This window comes from Porticoccus sp. GXU_MW_L64 (assembly GCF_052983295.1).
The window spans coordinates 188,391-206,735 of record NZ_JBRKJK010000008.1; the positions used below are offsets into that span (position 1 = coordinate 188,391).

The window sequence follows — 18,345 nt, forward strand, 5'->3', positions numbered from 1 at the left end:
TTTGTCATTGCGAGTGCAGCGAAGCAATCCAGCGTCGTTAAGCCACTGGATTGCTTCGCTGCACTCGCAAGGACGGTGGTTGTACGATGACTAAATGGTTCAGCTATTCAACCGCCACATTGTGCAGTATTGCCCTGCATGTGGTCGTGGCTGTGCTGGTGGCTAACAAATGGGGGCCGCAAGAAGCGGAGCGCAAAATTGTTGCCCCCAAGTACATCGACGCCAAGCTGCTGCAGCTGAAAGAAAAGGAACAACCCAAACCCAAAAAAGACAACAGCGCCGCCAAACGGCGCGAGCAGGAGCGGCAGAAAAAACTGGCCGCTGAAAAAAAACGCAAAGCCGAAGCAGAAAAAAAACGCAAACAAAAGGAAGCGGAAAAGCGCCGCAAAGCGGAAGCCGAGAAACAGCGCAAAAAAGCCGAAGCGGAAAAAAAACGCCGTGAAGAAGCCGCTCGCAAAAAACGTGCGGAGGAGGCCCAGCGCAAAGCTCTGGAGGATGAGCTGTTTGGCGAATTGAACGACGATATAGAAGGTCAGATTGCAGAGAATGATGAGCAGGTGGCCAGTAGTTACCTGGCGATTATCCAGCGGCGGGTTTCTGGCAACTGGAGCCGCCCCCCCAGTGCGCGCCTGGGCATGGAAGCAGAAGTGGTTATTCAGTTGGTACCTACAGGCCGGGTTACCAGTGTGCGCATTGTAAAATCCAGTGGCAACCCGGCGTTTGATCAGTCGGTGGAGCAGGCGGTGAACAAGGCCGATAGCTTTCCGGAATTAAAAAACCTGGAATCTCGCGTATTTGAAAAATATTTCCGTAACCTGCGTATGGTATTCCGACCAGAAGATTTGAGGATGTAAGCAGTGAAGCAACTAAAACAAACCCTGTTGGCTTTTGTATTGTTGATGTCGCCAGTCGCCATGGCCGAACTGGTGGTGGAAATTACCAGTGGCGTTGACAACCCCACCAAAATCGCCATTGCGCCCGTATCCAGTCGCGGTGTCACCCTGGGCGAGAATATCAGCAAGATCGTCTCCGACGACCTGACCCGCAGTGGCCTGTTCAAAACCATTCCCCAGCAGGACATGCTGTCATTTCCCGCTACCGCCAAAGCTGTGCGCTACCGGGACTGGAAAATACTGGGGTCGGAATATCTGGTGGTTACCCAGGTATTGCCCCGCGAAGGTGGGCAGATGGCGGTGACTTTCAGTCTGATGAATATCACTGCGCAAAAGGCGGTGTTTACCACCACCCTGAATGGTAGCCCCAGTGCCGCCCGAAAAATGGCCCATATCATCAGCGACAAGGTGTACGAAGCCATTACCGGTGTTCCTGGTGCCTTTTCTACCCAACTGCTGTATATCACCTCGGATCGGGGTGCTAATGGCAAAATCAACTACCGCTTGATGCGCGCCGATGCTGATGGTGCCCGCGAGGTAGAGCTGCTGCGCTCCACCGAGCCGGTTATGTCACCCGCTTGGTCTCCAGACGGTAAAGAGGTGCTGTATGTGTCATTCGAAAGTGGCCGCTCCGCCATCTATCGCCAGAATATTGCCACCGGCCAAAGCGAACAGCTGACCAACTTCAAAGGCATCAACAGTGCCCCGGCCTGGTCACCGGATGGCAACCAATTGGCACTGACCCTGTCGAAAGACGGCAATCCGGAACTGTACCTGTTTGACCTGCGTACCCGGCGCTTCAAACGGCTGACCAGGCACTTTGCCATCGACACTGAGCCCACCTGGATGCCCGACAGTAAACACCTGCTGTTCACATCCGACAGGGGAGGTAGTCCACAAATCTACAAAATGAATGTTGTCAGTGGTAAAGTGCAGCGTTTAACCTTCCGCGGCAGTTATAATGCTCGTGGTCGATTGGCCCCGGATGGCCGCACATTGGTGATGGTGCACCGTGACAATGGCCGCTTCCACATTGCGGCTTACGATCTGGTGAGCAAAGTGTTTCAGGTGTTGACGCAAACAAGCCTGGACGAGTCGCCCACAGTATCACCCAATGGTGCCATGGTGTTGTACGCCACCAAGCGTGGCAACAAGGGCGTGTTGGCGGCGGTGTCTCTGGACAGGGGCGTGAAGTTTTACCTGCCAGCGCGACGCGGTGATGTACGCGAACCAGCCTGGTCGCCTTTCTTGAAGTAGGTGGCCATGGTGCATGCGCGATAAGTGAATATTAAACATTTTTTTAACCCAGGGGCCTGCCCCAAACTCTTTATTAGAGAACTATAGTCACAGGAGACTGAAATGAAACAAGAAAACCTGAAGCTGGGCCTGTTGGGAGCACTGCTTTCCCTGGTTTTGGTTGGTTGTACTACCCCGGACGATCAGGCCGGTGGTGCCAGTGATCAACAAACTGTTGAAGACGATGCAACCTCCACCCGTGTAGGTGTGGATGATGGCTCCGAGGTTGGTGTATCCGACGGTGCTGAAGATCCTACAGCTGGCGTAGACACCATCTTCTACTTCGACTTCGACAAGTCTGTTTTGAAGCCCGAAGCCCGCGAAGCCCTGCTGATTCACGCCGATGCCCTGCGCAACAACCCGCGCAATATCCGCCTGGAAGGTCACGCCGATGAGCGCGGTACCCGCGAATACAACCTGGCCCTGGCCGAGCGTCGTGCCAACACCGTGCGCGACTTCCTGCTGCTGCAAGGTGTGAACGGCGCCAATATCGAAGTCATCAGCTACGGCGAAGAAAAGCCTGCAGTTTTTGGTTCCGACCAGGACTCCATGGCACTGAACCGCCGGGTTGAACTGAAGTAACAGTCGCTTTACAACCCCGATTGCCACTTGGGGTTGCTGTTACGCAGTGTTATAAATAGCGTGCAGGCCAAATGGTCTGCGCGCTTTTTTCCGTTTTGAGGATGGCCATGAAAGTTTTACCACTGCTATTACTTACCGCACTCAGTTCCAGTCACACACTGGCGGCTCGCGCCCCGGTGGAAGAAATTCCCGTCAACAGCCAGCAAAACCGTGGCCAACAAAGTGGCCAGTTGATCAATCAGCAACAGACGGAGATGTTTTATCAATTGCAGTCGTTGCTGGAAGAAGTGCGCCAACTGCGCGGTATGGTGGAAGAACTGACCTACCAGGTGGATGAGCTGAAACAACGCCAGCAAGACGACTACCTGGACCTGGACCGCCGCATCAGCACGGCGGGCAATACAGCGGGTGGTTCTGGCGTTCCGGACTCCGCGCCGGGGGTAAATCAGCCCACGCTGCCCGTAGCCGGTGATGATGAAAAACAACTCTACGGTCGCGCTCAGAGCTTGCTGAAAGCCAAGCAATTTGACGAAGCCAGCGCCGCTTTTGAAAACCACATCGCCAGCTACCCCAATGGCAAACTGGTGGCCAATAGCCACTACTGGCTGGGGCAGATTTATATGGTCAAAGGCGACCTGGCCAAAGCAGGTCAGGCTTTTTCGCAGGTAGTGAACAAATACCCCGGCAGTAATAAAGCGCTGGATTCGGCTCTTAAATTGGGCCGTGTGTATCACCTGCAAGGGGACAACGCCAAAGCCCGCGCCCTGCTGGAAAAGGTGGCGGCTGGCAATACGGAAGAATCCCAGCAGGCCCGCGATTACATCGAAGCCAACCTGAACTGATGGCGCTCACTTGAGTAACGCCAGCTTACGCATCACCGAGATTTTTTACTCGCTGCAAGGGGAGACCAGCACCACTGGCCTCCCCACTGTTTTTGTGCGCCTCACCGGTTGCCCGCTGCGCTGCCATTACTGCGACACCGAGTACGCCTTCTACGGTGGTGAGCGGCAAAGTCTGGAGCAGATTCTGCAAACCGTAGACGGTTTCGGCGCCCGCCATGTCACCGTTACCGGTGGTGAGCCACTGGCGCAGCCCAACTGCATACCTCTGCTGCAGCAACTGTGTGACAAAGGCTACACTGTGTCGCTGGAAACCAGTGGTGCCATGGCAGTGGATAAGGTGGATGCGAGGGTGGTGAAAATTCTCGACCTGAAAACCCCGGCATCCGGTGAGGTGGAACGCAATCTCTACGACAATATCGCTCACCTGCAACCCCACGATGAAGTAAAATTTGTGATCTGCGACCGTGGTGACTACGAATGGGCGCGCCTGAAAATGGATGAACTCGACTTGCAAACGCGGGCGCGAGAAGTGCTGTTTTCCCCCAGCCAGGGGCAGCTCGACCCCACCGAACTGGCCCAGTGGATTCTGGATGATAAACTGCCGGTGCGTTTCCAGATGCAGCTGCACAAACTGCTGTGGGATGATGAACCCGGCCATTAACACTGACTTTACCGTAGGGTGGATTAGCGCAGCGTAATCCACTTTTTTTACCAGCCATTGGTGGATTACGCTGCGCTAATCCACCCTACAAAAGCATCCCCCCATGACCAAAAAAGCCGTCGTCCTGGTATCCGGTGGCCTCGACTCCACCACTGTTCTCGCCATCGCTCGCAGCCAGGGCTATGAGTGCTACACCCTCAGTTTTGACTACGGCCAGCGCACCCACTCGGAGCTGGCGGCCGCGGAACGCTGTTCCCGACAGTTGGGGGCAGTAGAGCACAAGGTGGTTAGCCTGGATCTGCGCACCATTGGCGGCTCTGCGCTTACCGACAACAGTATCGATGTGCCGGAAGAAGAAACCACTGGTATTCCGGTTACCTACGTGCCGGCGCGCAATACCGTGTTCCTGTCCATTGCACTGGGCTGGGCCGAGGTGCTGGGCGCCCAGGATATTTTCCTGGGGGTCAACGCTGTGGACTACTCCGGCTACCCGGATTGCCGCCCGGAATTTGTCAGTGCCTTCGAAGCCCTGGCTAACCTTGCTACCAAAGCCGGTGTGGAAGGGCAGAAGTTGCGTGTTCAAGCGCCGCTGATGGAGTTGACCAAAGAGCAAATTATTGCCAAAGGCGTGCAGTTGGGGGTGGACTACGCCGATACGGTGTCCTGCTATCAGGCTACGGAAAGCGGCGTAGCCTGCGGTTTGTGCGACAGCTGCCGGCTGCGCCGCGAAGGGTTCGAAAAGGCGGGGGTGAGCGACCCAACCCGGTACTACGGTTACAATTAAGGGCACTTCTAAAAATGCACTATATTCCGCGATAACGGCGTTGGCGTCCCTGTTTGCTTATGGGAAGGCGAGTCCTCATGTATGCCTTATACACTGCTGGTCTCCGTGCGCCGCTGCCTTGTTCTCACGAAAATATCACTATTTTTAGAAGTGCCCTTAAGAAAGCTGAGAAACGTTGCTCGTAACGCTACCGGTTGTTTCTTCTGATGGATAACGGCGTTTGTACCAATCTTCAAAATCCTGGGCAGATGCGGGCTTGCTCAGATAAAACCCCTGGGCGTAATTGCAGTTTTTCTGTTTGAGAAATTCCAACTGCTCTTGCGTCTCTACACCTTCGGCAATAACTTCATAATTCAGGGCTTTCCCCATATTAATAACGGCTTGGGTGATGGCTGAATCTTCACTGTCGTCCGGCAGGTCGTTGATAAACTTGCGGTCAATTTTTAAATAACTGATGGGGAATTGTTTGAGGTAGGCAAGGGACGAATAGCCGGTGCCAAAATCGTCAATAGCGAGCTTGATACCCAGCGCTTTGAGCCTTTTCAGTTGCTCCATGGAATCCTGGTTGTTTTGCATGATGGTGCTTTCGGTAATCTCCAGGGTGATTTTTCTTGGGTTTACGGCCATTTCCTCGAGCGTCTGTTTGACAAACTCGTAAAAAGACTCGTCTCTGAATTGCACGGCGGAGACGTTAATGGAAACAGGTATGGTGGGAAAACCACGCTGTTGCCAGTCCAGCTGCTGACGGCAGGCTTCCCTGAACACCCAGGCCCCCAGCGGAATAATCAGGTGGCTGGACTCCGCGATAGGAATAAACTCGCCTGGGGAAACAAAGCCTTGCTGTGGGTGGTGCCAGCGAATCAGGGATTCCACACCACATAGCTGGCCCGAATTCAAATCAATAAGCGGCTGATAATAGAGTTCGAATTCGTTGCGCTCTATGCCTCTTTGAATGTCAATTTGGCACTGTTGCCTTTTTCGCACCAGCGTTTCGATCTCCTGGTCAAAAAAGGCGATGGAGTTGCGCCCGGACTCTTTGGCTTTATAAAGGGCTATATCGGCCTTTTGCAGTAACTCTTCTTCGTTATCACCATGGCCCGGGAAAATGGCGATGCCAATACTGGCCAGAGCCTCTACTCTGTGGCCATCCAGCTCAATGGGCGTGCGGCAGGCGGCCAACAATTTTTCAGCGACGTGCGCTGCGTGATGCTCCTGCTCCAAATCCGTGACAATGACAGCAAATTCATCACCGCCCAGGCGGGCGACAGTGTCGGTTTCCCGGCAGCTGTCTTCGAGCTTTTTCGCCGTTGAAATCAGCAGTTGGTCGCCGACCGGATGGCCCAGGGTGTCGTTAACCAGCTTGAAGTTATCCAGGTCGAGTAGCAGCAAAGCCGAGTGCTTTTTGTGGCGTCGAGAATAGGCAATGGCGGTGGCGAGGTTGACTTTAAAAAGGCTTCTATTGGCCGCCCCGGTCAGCGGGTCGTAGTGCACCAACTGGCTGAGCTCGTTATTGTAGAGCAGAATTTGGTGCCGCCAGCGCCGCAGGGTGCGTATCACGTAAATCCAGATAAGGATCAGCAGAACCATAGAAATAGCCAACTCCAAAGTGGTCTGGCTCTGCCGGGAGTGGTTCTCTGCAATGGTGTTTTGTGCCTGTTTCTGGAGAATTTCCCCCAGTTCTTCCAGATACATGGCATAGGCGCTTTTCAGTGTTTGATATTTTTCACTGGTGATCAGTTGAATGGCCTGACCCTTGTTGCCGTTACGGGTTAGCTTGAAAAGCTCGGTTTCTATGGCAACCAGACGGTCGTTGGCATCGGACAGCTTCTTTAGCACGCCTCGGGTGGCGGGAATGGTGGCGGCAGCGATGGTCTCATCAAGTTTCGCCGCAAAGGTGTTGTAGCGGGTCTCCCACTCCTGGTCACCACTTGTGGTTGACAGAAAAGCCGACATGGTCAGCACTTCGTCGTAATAACGGAGTTCACTGCTTAATTTATTCAGAAGGGCGCTTTGATTGATGTCGTGAGATGACTTTATATCGGCCTGATAGCTGTTCCAAAGTGCCACGCCGATCAACAGCAAACTGACAATCGCAGCGACAATGGCCACGGCCCTCACGGGGGTGTTGTGCTCCTGGTGGTTCGAAAGCAGGTTCTGTTTTTCCATAGCTACCCTACTGCGTGCTTTTTATTATTGGTTGGATGCCAGCTGTGCTCTCTTTGTGGAGCCTTCATTACATAGTAGCAGCTTGTCAGGAGGTGGTGGGTATTTTCGGCTTCAGGGCTTGATTCCAAACCGCTAAAAGCGGCACAGCTACTGGTCTGTGAGGCTGTTTCCCGCTGCGCCCGGCAGGGGTTGCGAAGGCCAGAGCAGCGGACCTGGCCCGATCTCAGCAAGACACATGAATCGCGCTCAAAAAACCGAAAAAAACACTTGATCTACCAAACTGGATCAGTATGATACGCAGCTCTTTGGGTCGTTAGCTCAGTTGGTAGAGCAGTTGGCTTTTAACCAATTGGTCATAGGTTCGAATCCTATACGACCCACCATTTTTTGCTATACAAATCAGCCAGTTAGATCGAAAGGTCTAGCTGGCTTTTTGTTTTAAAACCACCAGTGCCGGAGTTTTGCCGGACTTTCCAGTACACACCCTGTTTGCTGCCTCTATTAGCTCCTCCAGTTCCGGGGCAGAATAATGGGATGTAATGTCTCCATTGCGGTGGCCTAGCAATATTTTCCGCGTTTCCAAGGGAACCCCGGCAGCACGCAATCGTCGTCCAAATGTGTGCTTGAGATCGTGAACACGAACTGGCAGATCCAGTTGCCTTCTGGCTCGTTTCCAACCGTTATTGTTGATGCGTTCAATGGGCGTTGACTTGTAGGTAAATACAAAGTCTTTGTGTTCGCCACGAACAGAATCAATAACGGACTTGGCAGTGCGGTTAAGCACAATTAGCCTATCCTCTCGATTCTTGATCAATTCCCCTGGGATAAGAAATACCGATGTATCCAATTCGGGAACTGGTATTTCCCATTCCCAGCGCAATCTACACACCTCTTGATCTCGGCATCCAGTATTTACCTTAAACAAGCACATGCGGCTTAGGTGGTCTGGTAATGCTTGGAAAAGAGTGTGTTGTTCATCCCAGGAAAGCGGGTAGGGTTTTCGTGCGTCTGTCAGTGGAAGAAGTTGAATGAGTGGGGCTGTTTCCAGCCACGTTAATCCATTCTCATCCCGCCACAGTCTCGCACTCAGGTTCAGAATCCGGCGTACAACTGACAATGCCAAGTTGATGCTTTTGTTCTTACGTCCCAGTCGTTTTCTATCTGTGATGAACGGTTGCAGGGTGCCCATGTGGACTTGTTGCAGCTTTAATTGACCAATGTATGGGTCTAGCTGCTTCAAGTGATGGGCGCAGTTACCGATGGTGGCCAAGTGCATGTTCTCTTCGAGGTATCGTGTTGCTGCCTCTCTAAAGTCACGCTGTAGCCGTGCACCGAATATCTGAGCCTGCCTTACTTCCTCAATGCGATGGGCAAGAATCAATTCCGCCGCTTTGAGGTCGCCAGTGCCAGTGCTTCCGAAAAGTTTTTGGCCGAGCACTTGTTTCTCGATGTGCCAGATGCCGCCACGTTTCCGTAGCCCTGACGTTTGTTTGCGTCCCATATCTGTTCTCCTGATTCAGAAGCGGAACGCCCGTTGCGGGATTTATACTGCTCCACCCAGACATCCATTTCAAGTCTGTCGAATGCCACTCCTTGGCGGCCTATGGGTATTTCCAGGAGGAAAGGTCGAACTTCACGGTTGAAGCGATTTTTATCCATGCCTAAATAATAGGGGGCATCTCGTAGACGGATCAGGCGGGGTGTTATTTGAGGTTGAGCTGACACGGGTTTTCAATACTGGCTTCTGATTGAATAATCAGTATTAGTAGAGAAAAAGGCCGCTGCTAGGGGAAAAATTACAGGTATTGAAATAAGTTGGAGCAGTAAAGGTCTACAGCCAGAAAACTTACACTGAGTCTGTCCCGAGAAAAATACATGCATTTTCCTCAAAGCGTATTTGGCCAGTAGCTAGGAAAGCGTCACGAACTGCTTCATTTAAAGGCAAGCGAACGTCCCTGGCCACCTCATTCCCTTTTTCGAGCTTTTTGACCGTAGATGCGCCCACTCCCGCCGCATCGGCCAAGTCTTGTATAGACCAGCGCAGTAAGCCGCGAGCCATCCTAATCTGAGCGCCTGTAAGTAATTCCATGGCGTGATTATCTATTTGCTATTGCAGATAGGCAATTGATAGTTGTGTATAGGTTGGTTTTTACACAAAATGCAACTAATATGGATTTATATGAATCTATATTGGTTTTAATCCGGTATTTTCATATAAAGAACGCGCCCACCCAGGAGCGGCAACTCACTGGATGGACGACTTACCACAACTGACTATTAAGGAGTCCGTTATGATCAACACCGATTCTAACCCATCAAAAGCGACAACACCGCCCGATGATGAGGACAATTTCCCCAACTTCGCGGATGGCCCATTTTACGTGTCCGAAGAGCTGTCCGAGCTGGTTCATTTAATCGACTACTTACAGGAATCCATGGAAGCCCTGGGTGAAATCCAAATCGTCGAATACGAAAAAATCAAAACGGGCCTCTGCCTACTCATTGGTAATTTAAAAGAGCGCGCAGAACGGACGCTTACGAAGGTAAGGAATCAAATAGTCGAGGCTGGGCGTGAGCACAGGCGAAAAGCTGAAGCTGAGAGAACACCAGAATCAGAGCTGGAAACAGACGACGAAGATAACCCCATACCAGAGCCTGAAACCGATACATCTAAACCGTCATCTGCGGAAACAGTCATTGACGATTTTGACCTCGATACCTGCGAAAAGGACAAGCTGCATCCCGCTGTGTGTTTGCCATCGGAGGAAAGCCGCAAATACTGGTACGGTGGTGGCAAAACCATGCTGGTCGATGAGATTGATTACATGGAAGATATTAACTACTTCTTTCACAAACTACTGGAAGCCTTATTCGAATGTGACGAAGTGCGTGAATCCATGGATTGGGAACTTGCCAAACACGGCCTTATACAATGGAAAGACTGGATGCGCTTAAGACACTGCCAGTTGCGGCAGACAGCCATTAAAGAAAGTGCCAAACTGAAAGGCTAAGGTGTCCAGTGACCCGGCTCATGGAGGATCGCAGCCGCTTGCGGCGAGAAGTCCTTGAACCGGGTGGTTTTGATACCCTTGTGTATGGGTTGCAGTGCGCTGCAACCCTGCTCCCGGCGAGGGTGGGATGGCCCAGCGGCCAGGGCGAAGCCCTTAGAGCGCATAACCTTTTTCTTCATCATTTCCCGCATTCCTCTAAGATAGATAATTTTGAGTAATCTGCATTCTTTCATGGCCTAACAGCTTTGAAACAGCAAGCCGCGCCTGTCGGTCGATTTCCCGTTGTTCAGGGGTCAGCTGTTGTTTTGTCGGGCCACCACACACCGGAGCGGGCCAGCCGGTCAATTCCAGGTATTTTGCTTGAGCGTAAGCGTGACGCAGACCGTGCAGTTTGTGAAAGCCTACCTTGGCCGTTTGTTTCTCGTAGCGCCGCATTTGCTGAACGTAGGTTAAGTGTCGGGGAATCAACGAGCCTTTACCCGCCAGTTGATGGGCGCGGTTCAGTACGTCTCTTTGCTGCTGGTTTTCAATAGGGATGGTTCTGGTTTTACCCCCTTTGCACCAGGTTGCCTTTAGTTGGATATGATCTTTTTGATCAGCGTAGCTGGGCATAAATTTGATGCTTTCTTCCCGGCGTAAGCCAAACGCCGCTTGCAGCTCAAGGCTGATTTTGATGTGTGGGTCGTCAATGCGATTAAGCCGCTGCTGGTCAAGGCTTTGCGCCTTGGATTCTGTAGCTTTGTGTTGAATGCGCTCTATGCCGTAGTGGCTATTTGAACGGGCGACGACCTGGGGGCGTCCTATCTTGTCGGCCCACCAGCGCAAGTAAGACAGGCGGTTTTTGAGGGTGCGGGGATTGATGCTTTCTTGCTGATATTGTTTGACCAGAGCATCCACGTGCTTTTGTTTTAAGGAGCGGGCTTTCATGCCTCTAAAACCGAGCTTGTGTAAGTCATTGGCTATCTTTTGCAGATTGGCTTCACGGGTTGAGCGGGTGCTGTAACTGCCGTCTCTATTAGTTTTGCACAGTTGCTTCAGTTCGTAATTCAGTTTTTGCATCGTGTGGTATCTAGCGTTGTGTTAGATACCGGATTTTGATGGCTGTGGGAAACCAGGCCAGTGGTTCGCATTCGTTGGCTTTGGAAAGTTTAGGGGAATTGGTCAGATGCTTGAAAAAACGTCCGTTACTAACGGTCTTGGGCGAATCAGTGATCAATCACTAATTGCGTATTCCATTGAATGTTAGGCAAAAAAGCGAACTTGGTTTTGCTATTGTCTTTCGTTATTGACCGACCGATATCCGTTATCAACGACCGTTACTAACGGTTGCATGGATTCAGTAACGGTGGGGCCGACCGTTACTAACGGTCGCATGGACTCAGTAACGGTGGTGTCGCCCGTTACTAACGGTTGTAACCATTCAGTAACGGACAGATGCCCACAAGCAGCGGTTCAGTACAACGGTCATGGTTGAGGTCAGGTTCGTTTTGTCTGGTTTGTGTTTGTCCCTGGCAATTGTTTTGTCCGGGGCGGTTAGCAGAGGATCGGTAACGCACAACACCAAAGCGGTGTTCAATCATTCGGTGAGTGTTAATAGTCCAGTGCGGTAATGAGCCGCAAAGTGCACAGTATAAATTCTATTGCGCCGTTGACTGAGGGACACCACTCCCTAAAAACCTGAATGTGGATGATTACCGTCTGGCGTTATCCAATAATCGGGATAGTCGCCAAAGTTGTTCAAACCATTCAACCGTTTGTACTCGATATTGCTGTTTTCCTCCTGTATGGGCGTAGTACCTTCAAAGGCTTGTACCACGAGTGGTTGGTGCTTGTGCTCTGTTGAGACGTTGCAACCGGAAGCCTCGAAAGGCGCTGTGCTACTTAGAGTTTAGAGTGCAGTAGCCACACTTCAGAATTCATTTTTGGCAATCAAAGAACCTCAGATGTGTTCTTCATTACCTTGATGGGAATTGTGCAAAAAACTGGAGCGATATACCGGGATAATTCGTTCGTCACTTTCAGAAAGATACTTCCAAGCCAGTTATTGTGCGGCGTGGCCGCCGCGTCACTACTCCGAAAAAGCCGAAGCAGTGACGCGGCTAAGTGTGGATCTCAGCAGATTTTGTCGTGGATTGATTGGAAGGGGGAGCGACTGGTTTATTCGCTCTAAGGGCTCCGCCCTGGCCGCTGGGCCATCCCGCCCTCGCCGGTAGCAGGGTGCCTGCTGGCAGGCACCCAAAGACAGGGTATTGAGATGCCTTGCCAGTCAAGGAGTTCTCGCCGCAAGCGGCTGCGCTCCTCATTGACAAGCTGGTAATCCAGTCACGTCTAATAGCATGAAAATATACTTGGTCATAAAACCGCAACAATGGATTTTTAGTCTAGCTTTCTCAGTCCAATAGTGGACAAACACTGAAAGGATAAATTGGCTGTTGCGCAACTTTCAGTGATGGTGATAGCATCACCAAAGTTTCAAGATTTTGTATTACTTGGTATTGGACAGGGATTAAACGGACGTGTCGTCACAACAGGACAAATCCACGGACAGTGGCCTCTACTCGCTGGCACTAATCGCCCAGCTACACCAGATAGCCGTTGACTCTCCCCAGCTCAAACACCAGTTTGGGCGTGACGACTTGCCTTTTGCCAGAGACGATATTCTCCGCGCCGCCAAGTCGCTGGGCTTTAAAGCCAAAGCCGTACAGTCCGACCCCAGCCGCTTAAACCCCAAGATTCTGCCCGCCATCGGCCAAACCACCGATGGCCGCTTTTTCGTTATCGCCCGTGTCACAGAACAAGAAGGCGATAACGAACCTAAAGTCTTAATTCAGGAATGCGGCAAGCAATCACCAACTGTACTCACCATGGCCCAACTGCAAGAGCATTGGGCTGGCGACCTGATTCTGCTCACACCCCGAAACACGGCATCCGTGGGCAAACACAGCACCTTTAACCTCAGTTGGTTTATTCCCTCACTGATTAAATACCGCAAGCTGTTTGGCGAAGTGGTTTTGGTGTCGTTCTTCCTGCAACTGTTTGCCCTGGTGACACCGCTGTTTTTTCAAGTGGTGATGGACAAGGTGCTGGTACACAAAGGCTTTACCACACTGGATGTACTGGCTTTTGGCTTTGTGGTGGTGGCGCTGTTTGACGCGGTTCTTGGTGGGCTGCGTACTTACCTGTTTAGCCACACCACCAATAGGGTAGATGTGGAGTTGGGAGCAAGGCTATTTAATCATTTGGTAAGCCTTCCTCTAGCCTGGTTTGAGGCTCGACAAGTGGGCCAAAGCGTTGCCCGTGTACGAGAGTTGGATACCATCCGCAATTTTATTACCGGCTCTGCACTGACATTGGTAATCGACCTGTTCTTTACCATCGTCTTCTTTGCCGTACTCTGGTACTACAGTCCCACCCTCACCTGGATTGTGCTGGGTACACTGCCGTTCTATATCGCCCTATCAGTCTTTATAACCCCCATCCTGCGCCGCCGCCTCGATCAGAAGTTCAAACACGGGGCTATCAATCAAGCCTTCCTGACCGAAGCCGTCTCCGGCGTGGAAACCTTAAAAGCCCAGGCGGTAGAGCCGCAAATGCAGCGCCGTTGGGAGGATCAGCAATCCAAATATGTCACTGCTTCGTTCCGGGCGCAAAACCTCAACAATGTGGCCAACCAGATCGCGGGCTTTATCAACAAAATCACCACCCTGCTGCTTATCTGGTGGGGCGCTCACTTGGTGATCGCAGGCGATCTTACTGTAGGTCAGTTAGTGGCCTTTAATATGATTGCTGGCCGGGTCAGTGGCCCCATTCTCAAACTGGTGCAACTGTGGCAAGACTTCCAGCAGGCGGGCATTTCCCTTAAACGCCTTGGGGATATTCTCAATACCCCAAAAGAGCCTGGCTTTAATCCCAACCGCAGTACGCTGCCCCAGCTACAAGGCAAAGTGAGCTTTGATAGCGTCAAGTTTCGCTACCGCCCCGATGGCCCAGTGATTCTCGATAATCTACAACTGAACGTACAGCCCGGTGAAATTATTGGCATTGTCGGACGTTCCGGTTCTGGCAAAAGTACCCTCACCAAACTGGTTCAACGGCTATATGTACCAGAAGGGGGACGAGTTCTTGTAGATGGCGTCGATCTGAATATGGTGGACACCGCCTGGTTGCGACGCAATATCGGCGTGGTACAGCAAGAGAGCTTCCTGTTTAACCGCACCGTTCGGGAAAATATTGCTCTAGCTAATCCTGGCTTGCCGATGGAAGCGGTAGTTCAAGCCGCAAAGCTGGCCGGAGCACACGACTTTATTCTCGAATTACCCGAAGGTTATGACAATCTGGTGGGCGAACATGGCTGCAACCTCTCTGGTGGCCAGCGCCAACGACTGGCCATTGCCCGCGCACTGATAACCAACCCCCGTATTCTGATCTTTGACGAAGCCACTAGTGCGCTCGACTACGAGTCAGAGCGTATTGTGCAAGAAAATATGGGCGCCATCTGTAAAGGTCGCACCGTCTTTATTATCGCCCACCGCCTCAGCACAGTGCGCCATTGTGACCGACTGATTGTGATGGATAAAGGTCAAGTGGTGGAAAGCGGCAACCACGAACAGCTGATCGAACACAACGGCTACTACGCCAAACTGCACAGCTACCAAAACCATACACCTACAATTCGTACTGTAGAGGCAACCAATACAAGCAACACAAAAGACGCCAATCCAAAACTGGCCATAGAGGGAGCCGAGTAATGGCAGACACAGGGAAGTGGTGGCAACGTCTGGCAGCGGCCTGGTCTGAACGCGGCGCACTGGGGGAGCAAAAAATACCCGGCACTGAACGGGAATTTCTGCCCGCTGCGCTGGAAATTCAGGAAACACCACCCAACCCGGCAGGGCGTTTTGTCGCCTGGAGCCTACTCACTCTATTTACCATAGCCGTTATCTGGGCCTGTGTTGGCCAAGTCAATATCGTGGCCGTGGCCGAAGGCAAAATCATCCCCAGCGGCCAGATCAAACAAATTCAGCCTTCCGAAAAAGGCGTGGTCAAAACCATCTTCGTCAAAGAAGGGCAAATAGTTCAACAAGGCGACCCGTTAATCGAGCTGGACCAAACATTAACCTTTGCCGATCAAGAGCGCATTGCCGAAGACCTGAAGTTCACAACTGCCACCATCAGCCGCCAACAAGTACTGGCAGATATTCTCAATACACCCAAAAAACAACTGGACTACGTAGAACTCAGCGACTACGCAAGCCAGCAGAACACTACCGACACTGAACAACTCGCCCTGCTGTGGCAGGAATGGCGAACCTTCCAATCCAGAAGGGAATCCCTGATCGCCGAAAAGCAAGAACGCACCGCCGAACAGCAAGCCAGTAAAGAGCGCATCAAACAACTGCAAGCTACCATCCCGTTACTCACCAAACGAGTGGGTGCCATCAAAAGCCTGAAAGACAAAAACCTGGCCGCCGAATCCACCTGGATGGAACTGGAAGAACAGCGTATTCAGCAAACCCAATCCCTGGAAATCGAAAAAGCCACACAACAACAAATGACCTCAGCCATCCAGAAGGTCGAAAAACAACTCAATGCCCTGCAAGCAGAAACACTCAGCCAAACCCTCACATCAATTGCCGAACAAAAACGGCAGAAACAAAACCTGCTGCAAGAACTCAATAAAGCCAAAGACCTGAACAAACGCCAAATTCTCTACGCGCCAATATCCGGCAAGGTGCAACAACTTGCCATACACACTATCGGCGGAGTTGTTACGCCTGCACAACCCATCATGTTGATTATCCCGTCAGAGGCAGAATTGGAAGTGGAAGCCTGGCTGGAAAACAAGGATATTGGCTTTGTGTATGTTGGGCAGGAGGCAGAAGTCAAAATCAACACATTCCCATTTACTAAATACGGAATTATCGAAGGTGAAGTGATCGATATGACTCAGGATGCAGTGGCGGATGAGCAGCAGCAGTTTCGGTACAAGATGAAGGTGTCTATGAGTAAATCTATCATTCAGGTGAATGATAGAGCGGTTAATCTGATTCCGGGGATGACAGTGTCGGCAGAAATAAAGACTGGAAAGAGAAAGTTGATTGAGTATCTGTTAACGCCGTTAATGCGGTATCGACAAGAAAGTGTCAGAGAGAGGTAGTTGTCGACTGATTGCCCTGGAAAGAATGGTGTGATCAAAAACTATCGTTTGATAATGTTTGGGGAAAATAAAATGAGTAGTTATCCGCCCTCTCTAGATGAGCGCATTAAGAATAATGGTAAATATTTGGGTGATCTTTTAAAAATTAGTGCGATTATAGTTGCTTCTATCGCAGCCCTCTATTTGATTCTACCTGTAGAGTTTTTCCAGATAAGTATTTTTAAGAGCATTTCTTCCATTATTCCCGGTGTCGAAGTATGGGCCAAGGGGTCAAAATATGAAGATATGATGAGATTAGTTTGGATATCTATATCTATCTCAGGTCCGTTAATAATAGTTCGTTTTTCTGTTCTTTTTAATCCAGTGCCTCCTAAGTTAGAAGATGGCCTTTTTGGTAGGCTAATTTTAGTAATTTTCTTATTAACTATGAATTTCCTGACGGCAGAAGCGATTTATTTCGGATCTATATTTGGCGAATTACTTTATCAAGATGATATTGGGTATGTACTACCGGAAAAAGTATATAGAGAGTCACTTATGGGTGCTTTAATGTATTCATGGGCAATATTTTCGACACTTTGTATATCCTGGACATTTCTTCTACATGCGCTTTCACTCGTTTTTAAAATAAAAAGGATTTAACTATGGATAATAATGAACTCGAGACGTACCAGAATTTTTTTATGGAAGTTTCTTCAACCATGTTCTCTATACTTGAGGCGGTTGAAGCTAAAAGAATATCTGACAATTTGACTCAAGCAGAGGCTTTGGCTGAATCAATAAGCAAGCTACAGGGATTTTATGATTCTGGAGTGGCTGAGTTAGAAATTAAATATATCGAAGAAGCAAGGCTGGTCTACAAAGAAACAGATAGCATTAGTGAGAAAAAGATAGTCGCTGAAGCTAGGCGATATAAGGCTTTATCTGTTGATTTGGCAGAATTTGTTTCGTCGGGGAGGCTTGCATTATATTCTGCAAGTGCTGAGATAGCCCAATCCCAAATAGGCCAGGGGCTGGCAAAATTTGGCGGGTGGGCAGTAAATGCATTTGGGGTGGTTACAGAACTTGCGGATGGCGATTATGCCGGAGCGGCGGTAAATGCTGCTGGTGTAGGGGTAGGGGCATTTGCCTCTGCTTTGACTATTAAAATCGGTGTAGGGCTTGGAGTTGCAGCATCATCAGTTCCTTTACTTATAGCAGCAGCTCTTGCTGGAGGCACTGCTGCTTACTTCTTCTCGAGTAGTGAAGATGTTGAGAAGTTTTCTGAGAAGCTCTTTGATCATATATTGAATGATCACAATGGCCCTCTTGATTCTGTTAAAGCCTATATTCTAGATAATGGAGAAGAGGTTTTTCCAAACCATGCTATTCATGCATATTTACTGAGAGCTATAGATCCTTCATTCGATGAAGGTCAAAATGTTAAGAGCTTAGTCGCGGGTATTTCCAGAGATCCACAAAAAGGAGTCGAAGGACTCATTCATGAATTGGAGACGCTCTTAGGGTTTCCGAAGACATTAATTAGTGATGCTTCCGAATATCTGAATGTATCTTTTAACCTATTTGAGTATTTAGTAGACAACGCATCCGGAAAAATACACTTAATTTCAGATCCAGAGGAATTAGTGGAGCTGGCATCTCAGGACACTGCAGCTGGTATGGCGGCAAGATATTCCATTGAAAAAGGGAATTCATTTGTTTTTGTAAGCAATGATCCTAATTTTTATAATTCGTTTAATCAAGATGGCAGTTTAAATAGGGATAACTATTCAGATGAATATTTGATCGACAAGGCAACTCATTTAGTAGCAAATTTGACATTAAACTACTCTAAGGAACATCTGATTAATTGATAAAGCAGCGCCAATTTCTGCAATTCAAAAATTCAGGTGCTCGTTTTCTCCAAATTTTGCGCAAATAACTCGATATTTACACATTTGTTTGCTTTGCTGG

16 protein-coding genes and 1 tRNA gene are annotated in these 18,345 nt (G+C 50.2%); 12 read left to right on the top strand and 5 right to left on the bottom strand.

Annotated features, from left to right (window positions below; all coding sequences use genetic code 11):
* The first annotated feature begins 86 nt into the window (after positions 1-86).
* From tolA to queC, 6 genes are all read left to right on the top strand, one after another.
* A complete protein-coding gene (tolA, locus tag ACVBEJ_RS08555; protein WP_447129203.1) occupies positions 87-854 on the top strand; it encodes a cell envelope integrity protein TolA in 768 nt (255 codons plus the stop codon).
* Between the two features lie 45 nt (positions 855-899).
* The gene (gene tolB / locus ACVBEJ_RS08560) at positions 900-2,150 is read left to right on the top strand and encodes a Tol-Pal system beta propeller repeat protein TolB (RefSeq protein ID WP_447129223.1); all 1,251 of its coding nucleotides are present in this window, start codon (positions 900-902) and stop codon (positions 2,148-2,150) included.
* Between the two features lie 102 nt (positions 2,151-2,252).
* Entirely contained in the window at positions 2,253-2,771 is a 519-nt protein-coding gene (locus ACVBEJ_RS08565; protein WP_447129204.1) for an OmpA family protein, read from the top strand.
* Positions 2,772-2,878: 107 nt separating this feature from the next.
* The gene (gene ybgF / locus ACVBEJ_RS08570; RefSeq protein ID WP_447129205.1) at positions 2,879-3,613 is read left to right on the top strand and encodes a tol-pal system protein YbgF; all 735 of its coding nucleotides are present in this window, start codon (positions 2,879-2,881) and stop codon (positions 3,611-3,613) included.
* A gap of 10 nt (positions 3,614-3,623) precedes the next feature.
* The gene (gene queE, locus ACVBEJ_RS08575) at positions 3,624-4,274 is read left to right on the top strand and encodes a 7-carboxy-7-deazaguanine synthase QueE (RefSeq protein WP_447129206.1); all 651 of its coding nucleotides are present in this window, start codon (positions 3,624-3,626) and stop codon (positions 4,272-4,274) included.
* 103 nt (positions 4,275-4,377) lie between these two features.
* The gene (queC, locus tag ACVBEJ_RS08580; RefSeq protein ID WP_447129207.1) at positions 4,378-5,058 is read left to right on the top strand and encodes a 7-cyano-7-deazaguanine synthase QueC; all 681 of its coding nucleotides are present in this window, start codon (positions 4,378-4,380) and stop codon (positions 5,056-5,058) included.
* Positions 5,059-5,214: 156 nt separating this feature from the next.
* On the opposite strand, the gene ACVBEJ_RS08585 is transcribed toward queC, so the two are convergent.
* Positions 5,215-7,224: a putative bifunctional diguanylate cyclase/phosphodiesterase gene (locus ACVBEJ_RS08585; protein WP_447129208.1), complete on the bottom strand. Its 2,010-nt coding sequence runs from the start codon at positions 7,222-7,224 to the stop codon at positions 5,215-5,217.
* Positions 7,225-7,531: 307 nt separating this feature from the next.
* Between ACVBEJ_RS08585 and ACVBEJ_RS08590 the strand changes: the two genes are divergently transcribed.
* A tRNA-Lys gene (locus ACVBEJ_RS08590) sits at positions 7,532-7,607 on the top strand.
* A 38-nt stretch (positions 7,608-7,645) separates the two neighbouring features.
* On the opposite strand, the gene ACVBEJ_RS08595 is transcribed toward ACVBEJ_RS08590, so the two are convergent.
* On the bottom strand, positions 7,646-8,725 hold the full coding sequence (locus tag ACVBEJ_RS08595) for a tyrosine-type recombinase/integrase (protein ID WP_447129209.1): 1,080 nt from the start codon (positions 8,723-8,725) through the stop codon (positions 7,646-7,648).
* Positions 8,726-9,070: 345 nt separating this feature from the next.
* On the bottom strand, positions 9,071-9,313 hold the full coding sequence (locus ACVBEJ_RS08600; protein WP_447129210.1) for a helix-turn-helix domain-containing protein: 243 nt from the start codon (positions 9,311-9,313) through the stop codon (positions 9,071-9,073).
* A gap of 202 nt (positions 9,314-9,515) precedes the next feature.
* Between ACVBEJ_RS08600 and ACVBEJ_RS08605 the strand changes: the two genes are divergently transcribed.
* Positions 9,516-10,235: a hypothetical protein gene (locus tag ACVBEJ_RS08605; RefSeq protein WP_447129211.1), complete on the top strand. Its 720-nt coding sequence runs from the start codon at positions 9,516-9,518 to the stop codon at positions 10,233-10,235.
* Here ACVBEJ_RS08605 and ACVBEJ_RS08610 read toward each other — a convergent pair.
* Positions 10,232-10,417, bottom strand: a complete 186-nt coding sequence (locus ACVBEJ_RS08610) for a hypothetical protein (RefSeq protein ID WP_447129212.1) — start codon at positions 10,415-10,417, stop codon at positions 10,232-10,234. The genes ACVBEJ_RS08605 and ACVBEJ_RS08610 overlap by 4 nt on opposite strands.
* 13 nt (positions 10,418-10,430) lie before the next feature.
* A complete protein-coding gene (locus tag ACVBEJ_RS08615; protein ID WP_447129213.1) occupies positions 10,431-11,294 on the bottom strand; it encodes a phage integrase N-terminal domain-containing protein in 864 nt (287 codons plus the stop codon).
* A 1,457-nt stretch (positions 11,295-12,751) separates the two neighbouring features.
* Here ACVBEJ_RS08615 and ACVBEJ_RS08620 point away from each other — a divergent pair.
* From ACVBEJ_RS08620 to ACVBEJ_RS08635, 4 genes are read left to right on the top strand one after another with little or no spacing between them, the layout of a single operon-like run.
* Complete coding sequence (locus tag ACVBEJ_RS08620; RefSeq protein ID WP_447129214.1) at positions 12,752-14,983, top strand: type I secretion system permease/ATPase; 2,232 nt, start codon at positions 12,752-12,754, stop codon at positions 14,981-14,983.
* Positions 14,983-16,392 carry an HlyD family type I secretion periplasmic adaptor subunit gene (locus tag ACVBEJ_RS08625; RefSeq protein WP_447129215.1) on the top strand — a complete coding sequence of 470 codons (1,410 nt, stop codon included), beginning with the start codon at positions 14,983-14,985 and terminating at the stop codon, positions 16,390-16,392. The genes ACVBEJ_RS08620 and ACVBEJ_RS08625 overlap by 1 nt, the downstream gene beginning before the upstream one ends.
* Positions 16,393-16,422: 30 nt before the next feature.
* Entirely contained in the window at positions 16,423-17,034 is a 612-nt protein-coding gene (locus ACVBEJ_RS08630) for a hypothetical protein (RefSeq protein WP_447129216.1), read from the top strand.
* Positions 17,035-17,036: 2 nt separating this feature from the next.
* A complete protein-coding gene (locus tag ACVBEJ_RS08635) occupies positions 17,037-18,245 on the top strand; it encodes a hypothetical protein (RefSeq protein ID WP_447129217.1) in 1,209 nt (402 codons plus the stop codon).
* Positions 18,246-18,345 lie beyond the last annotated feature (100 nt).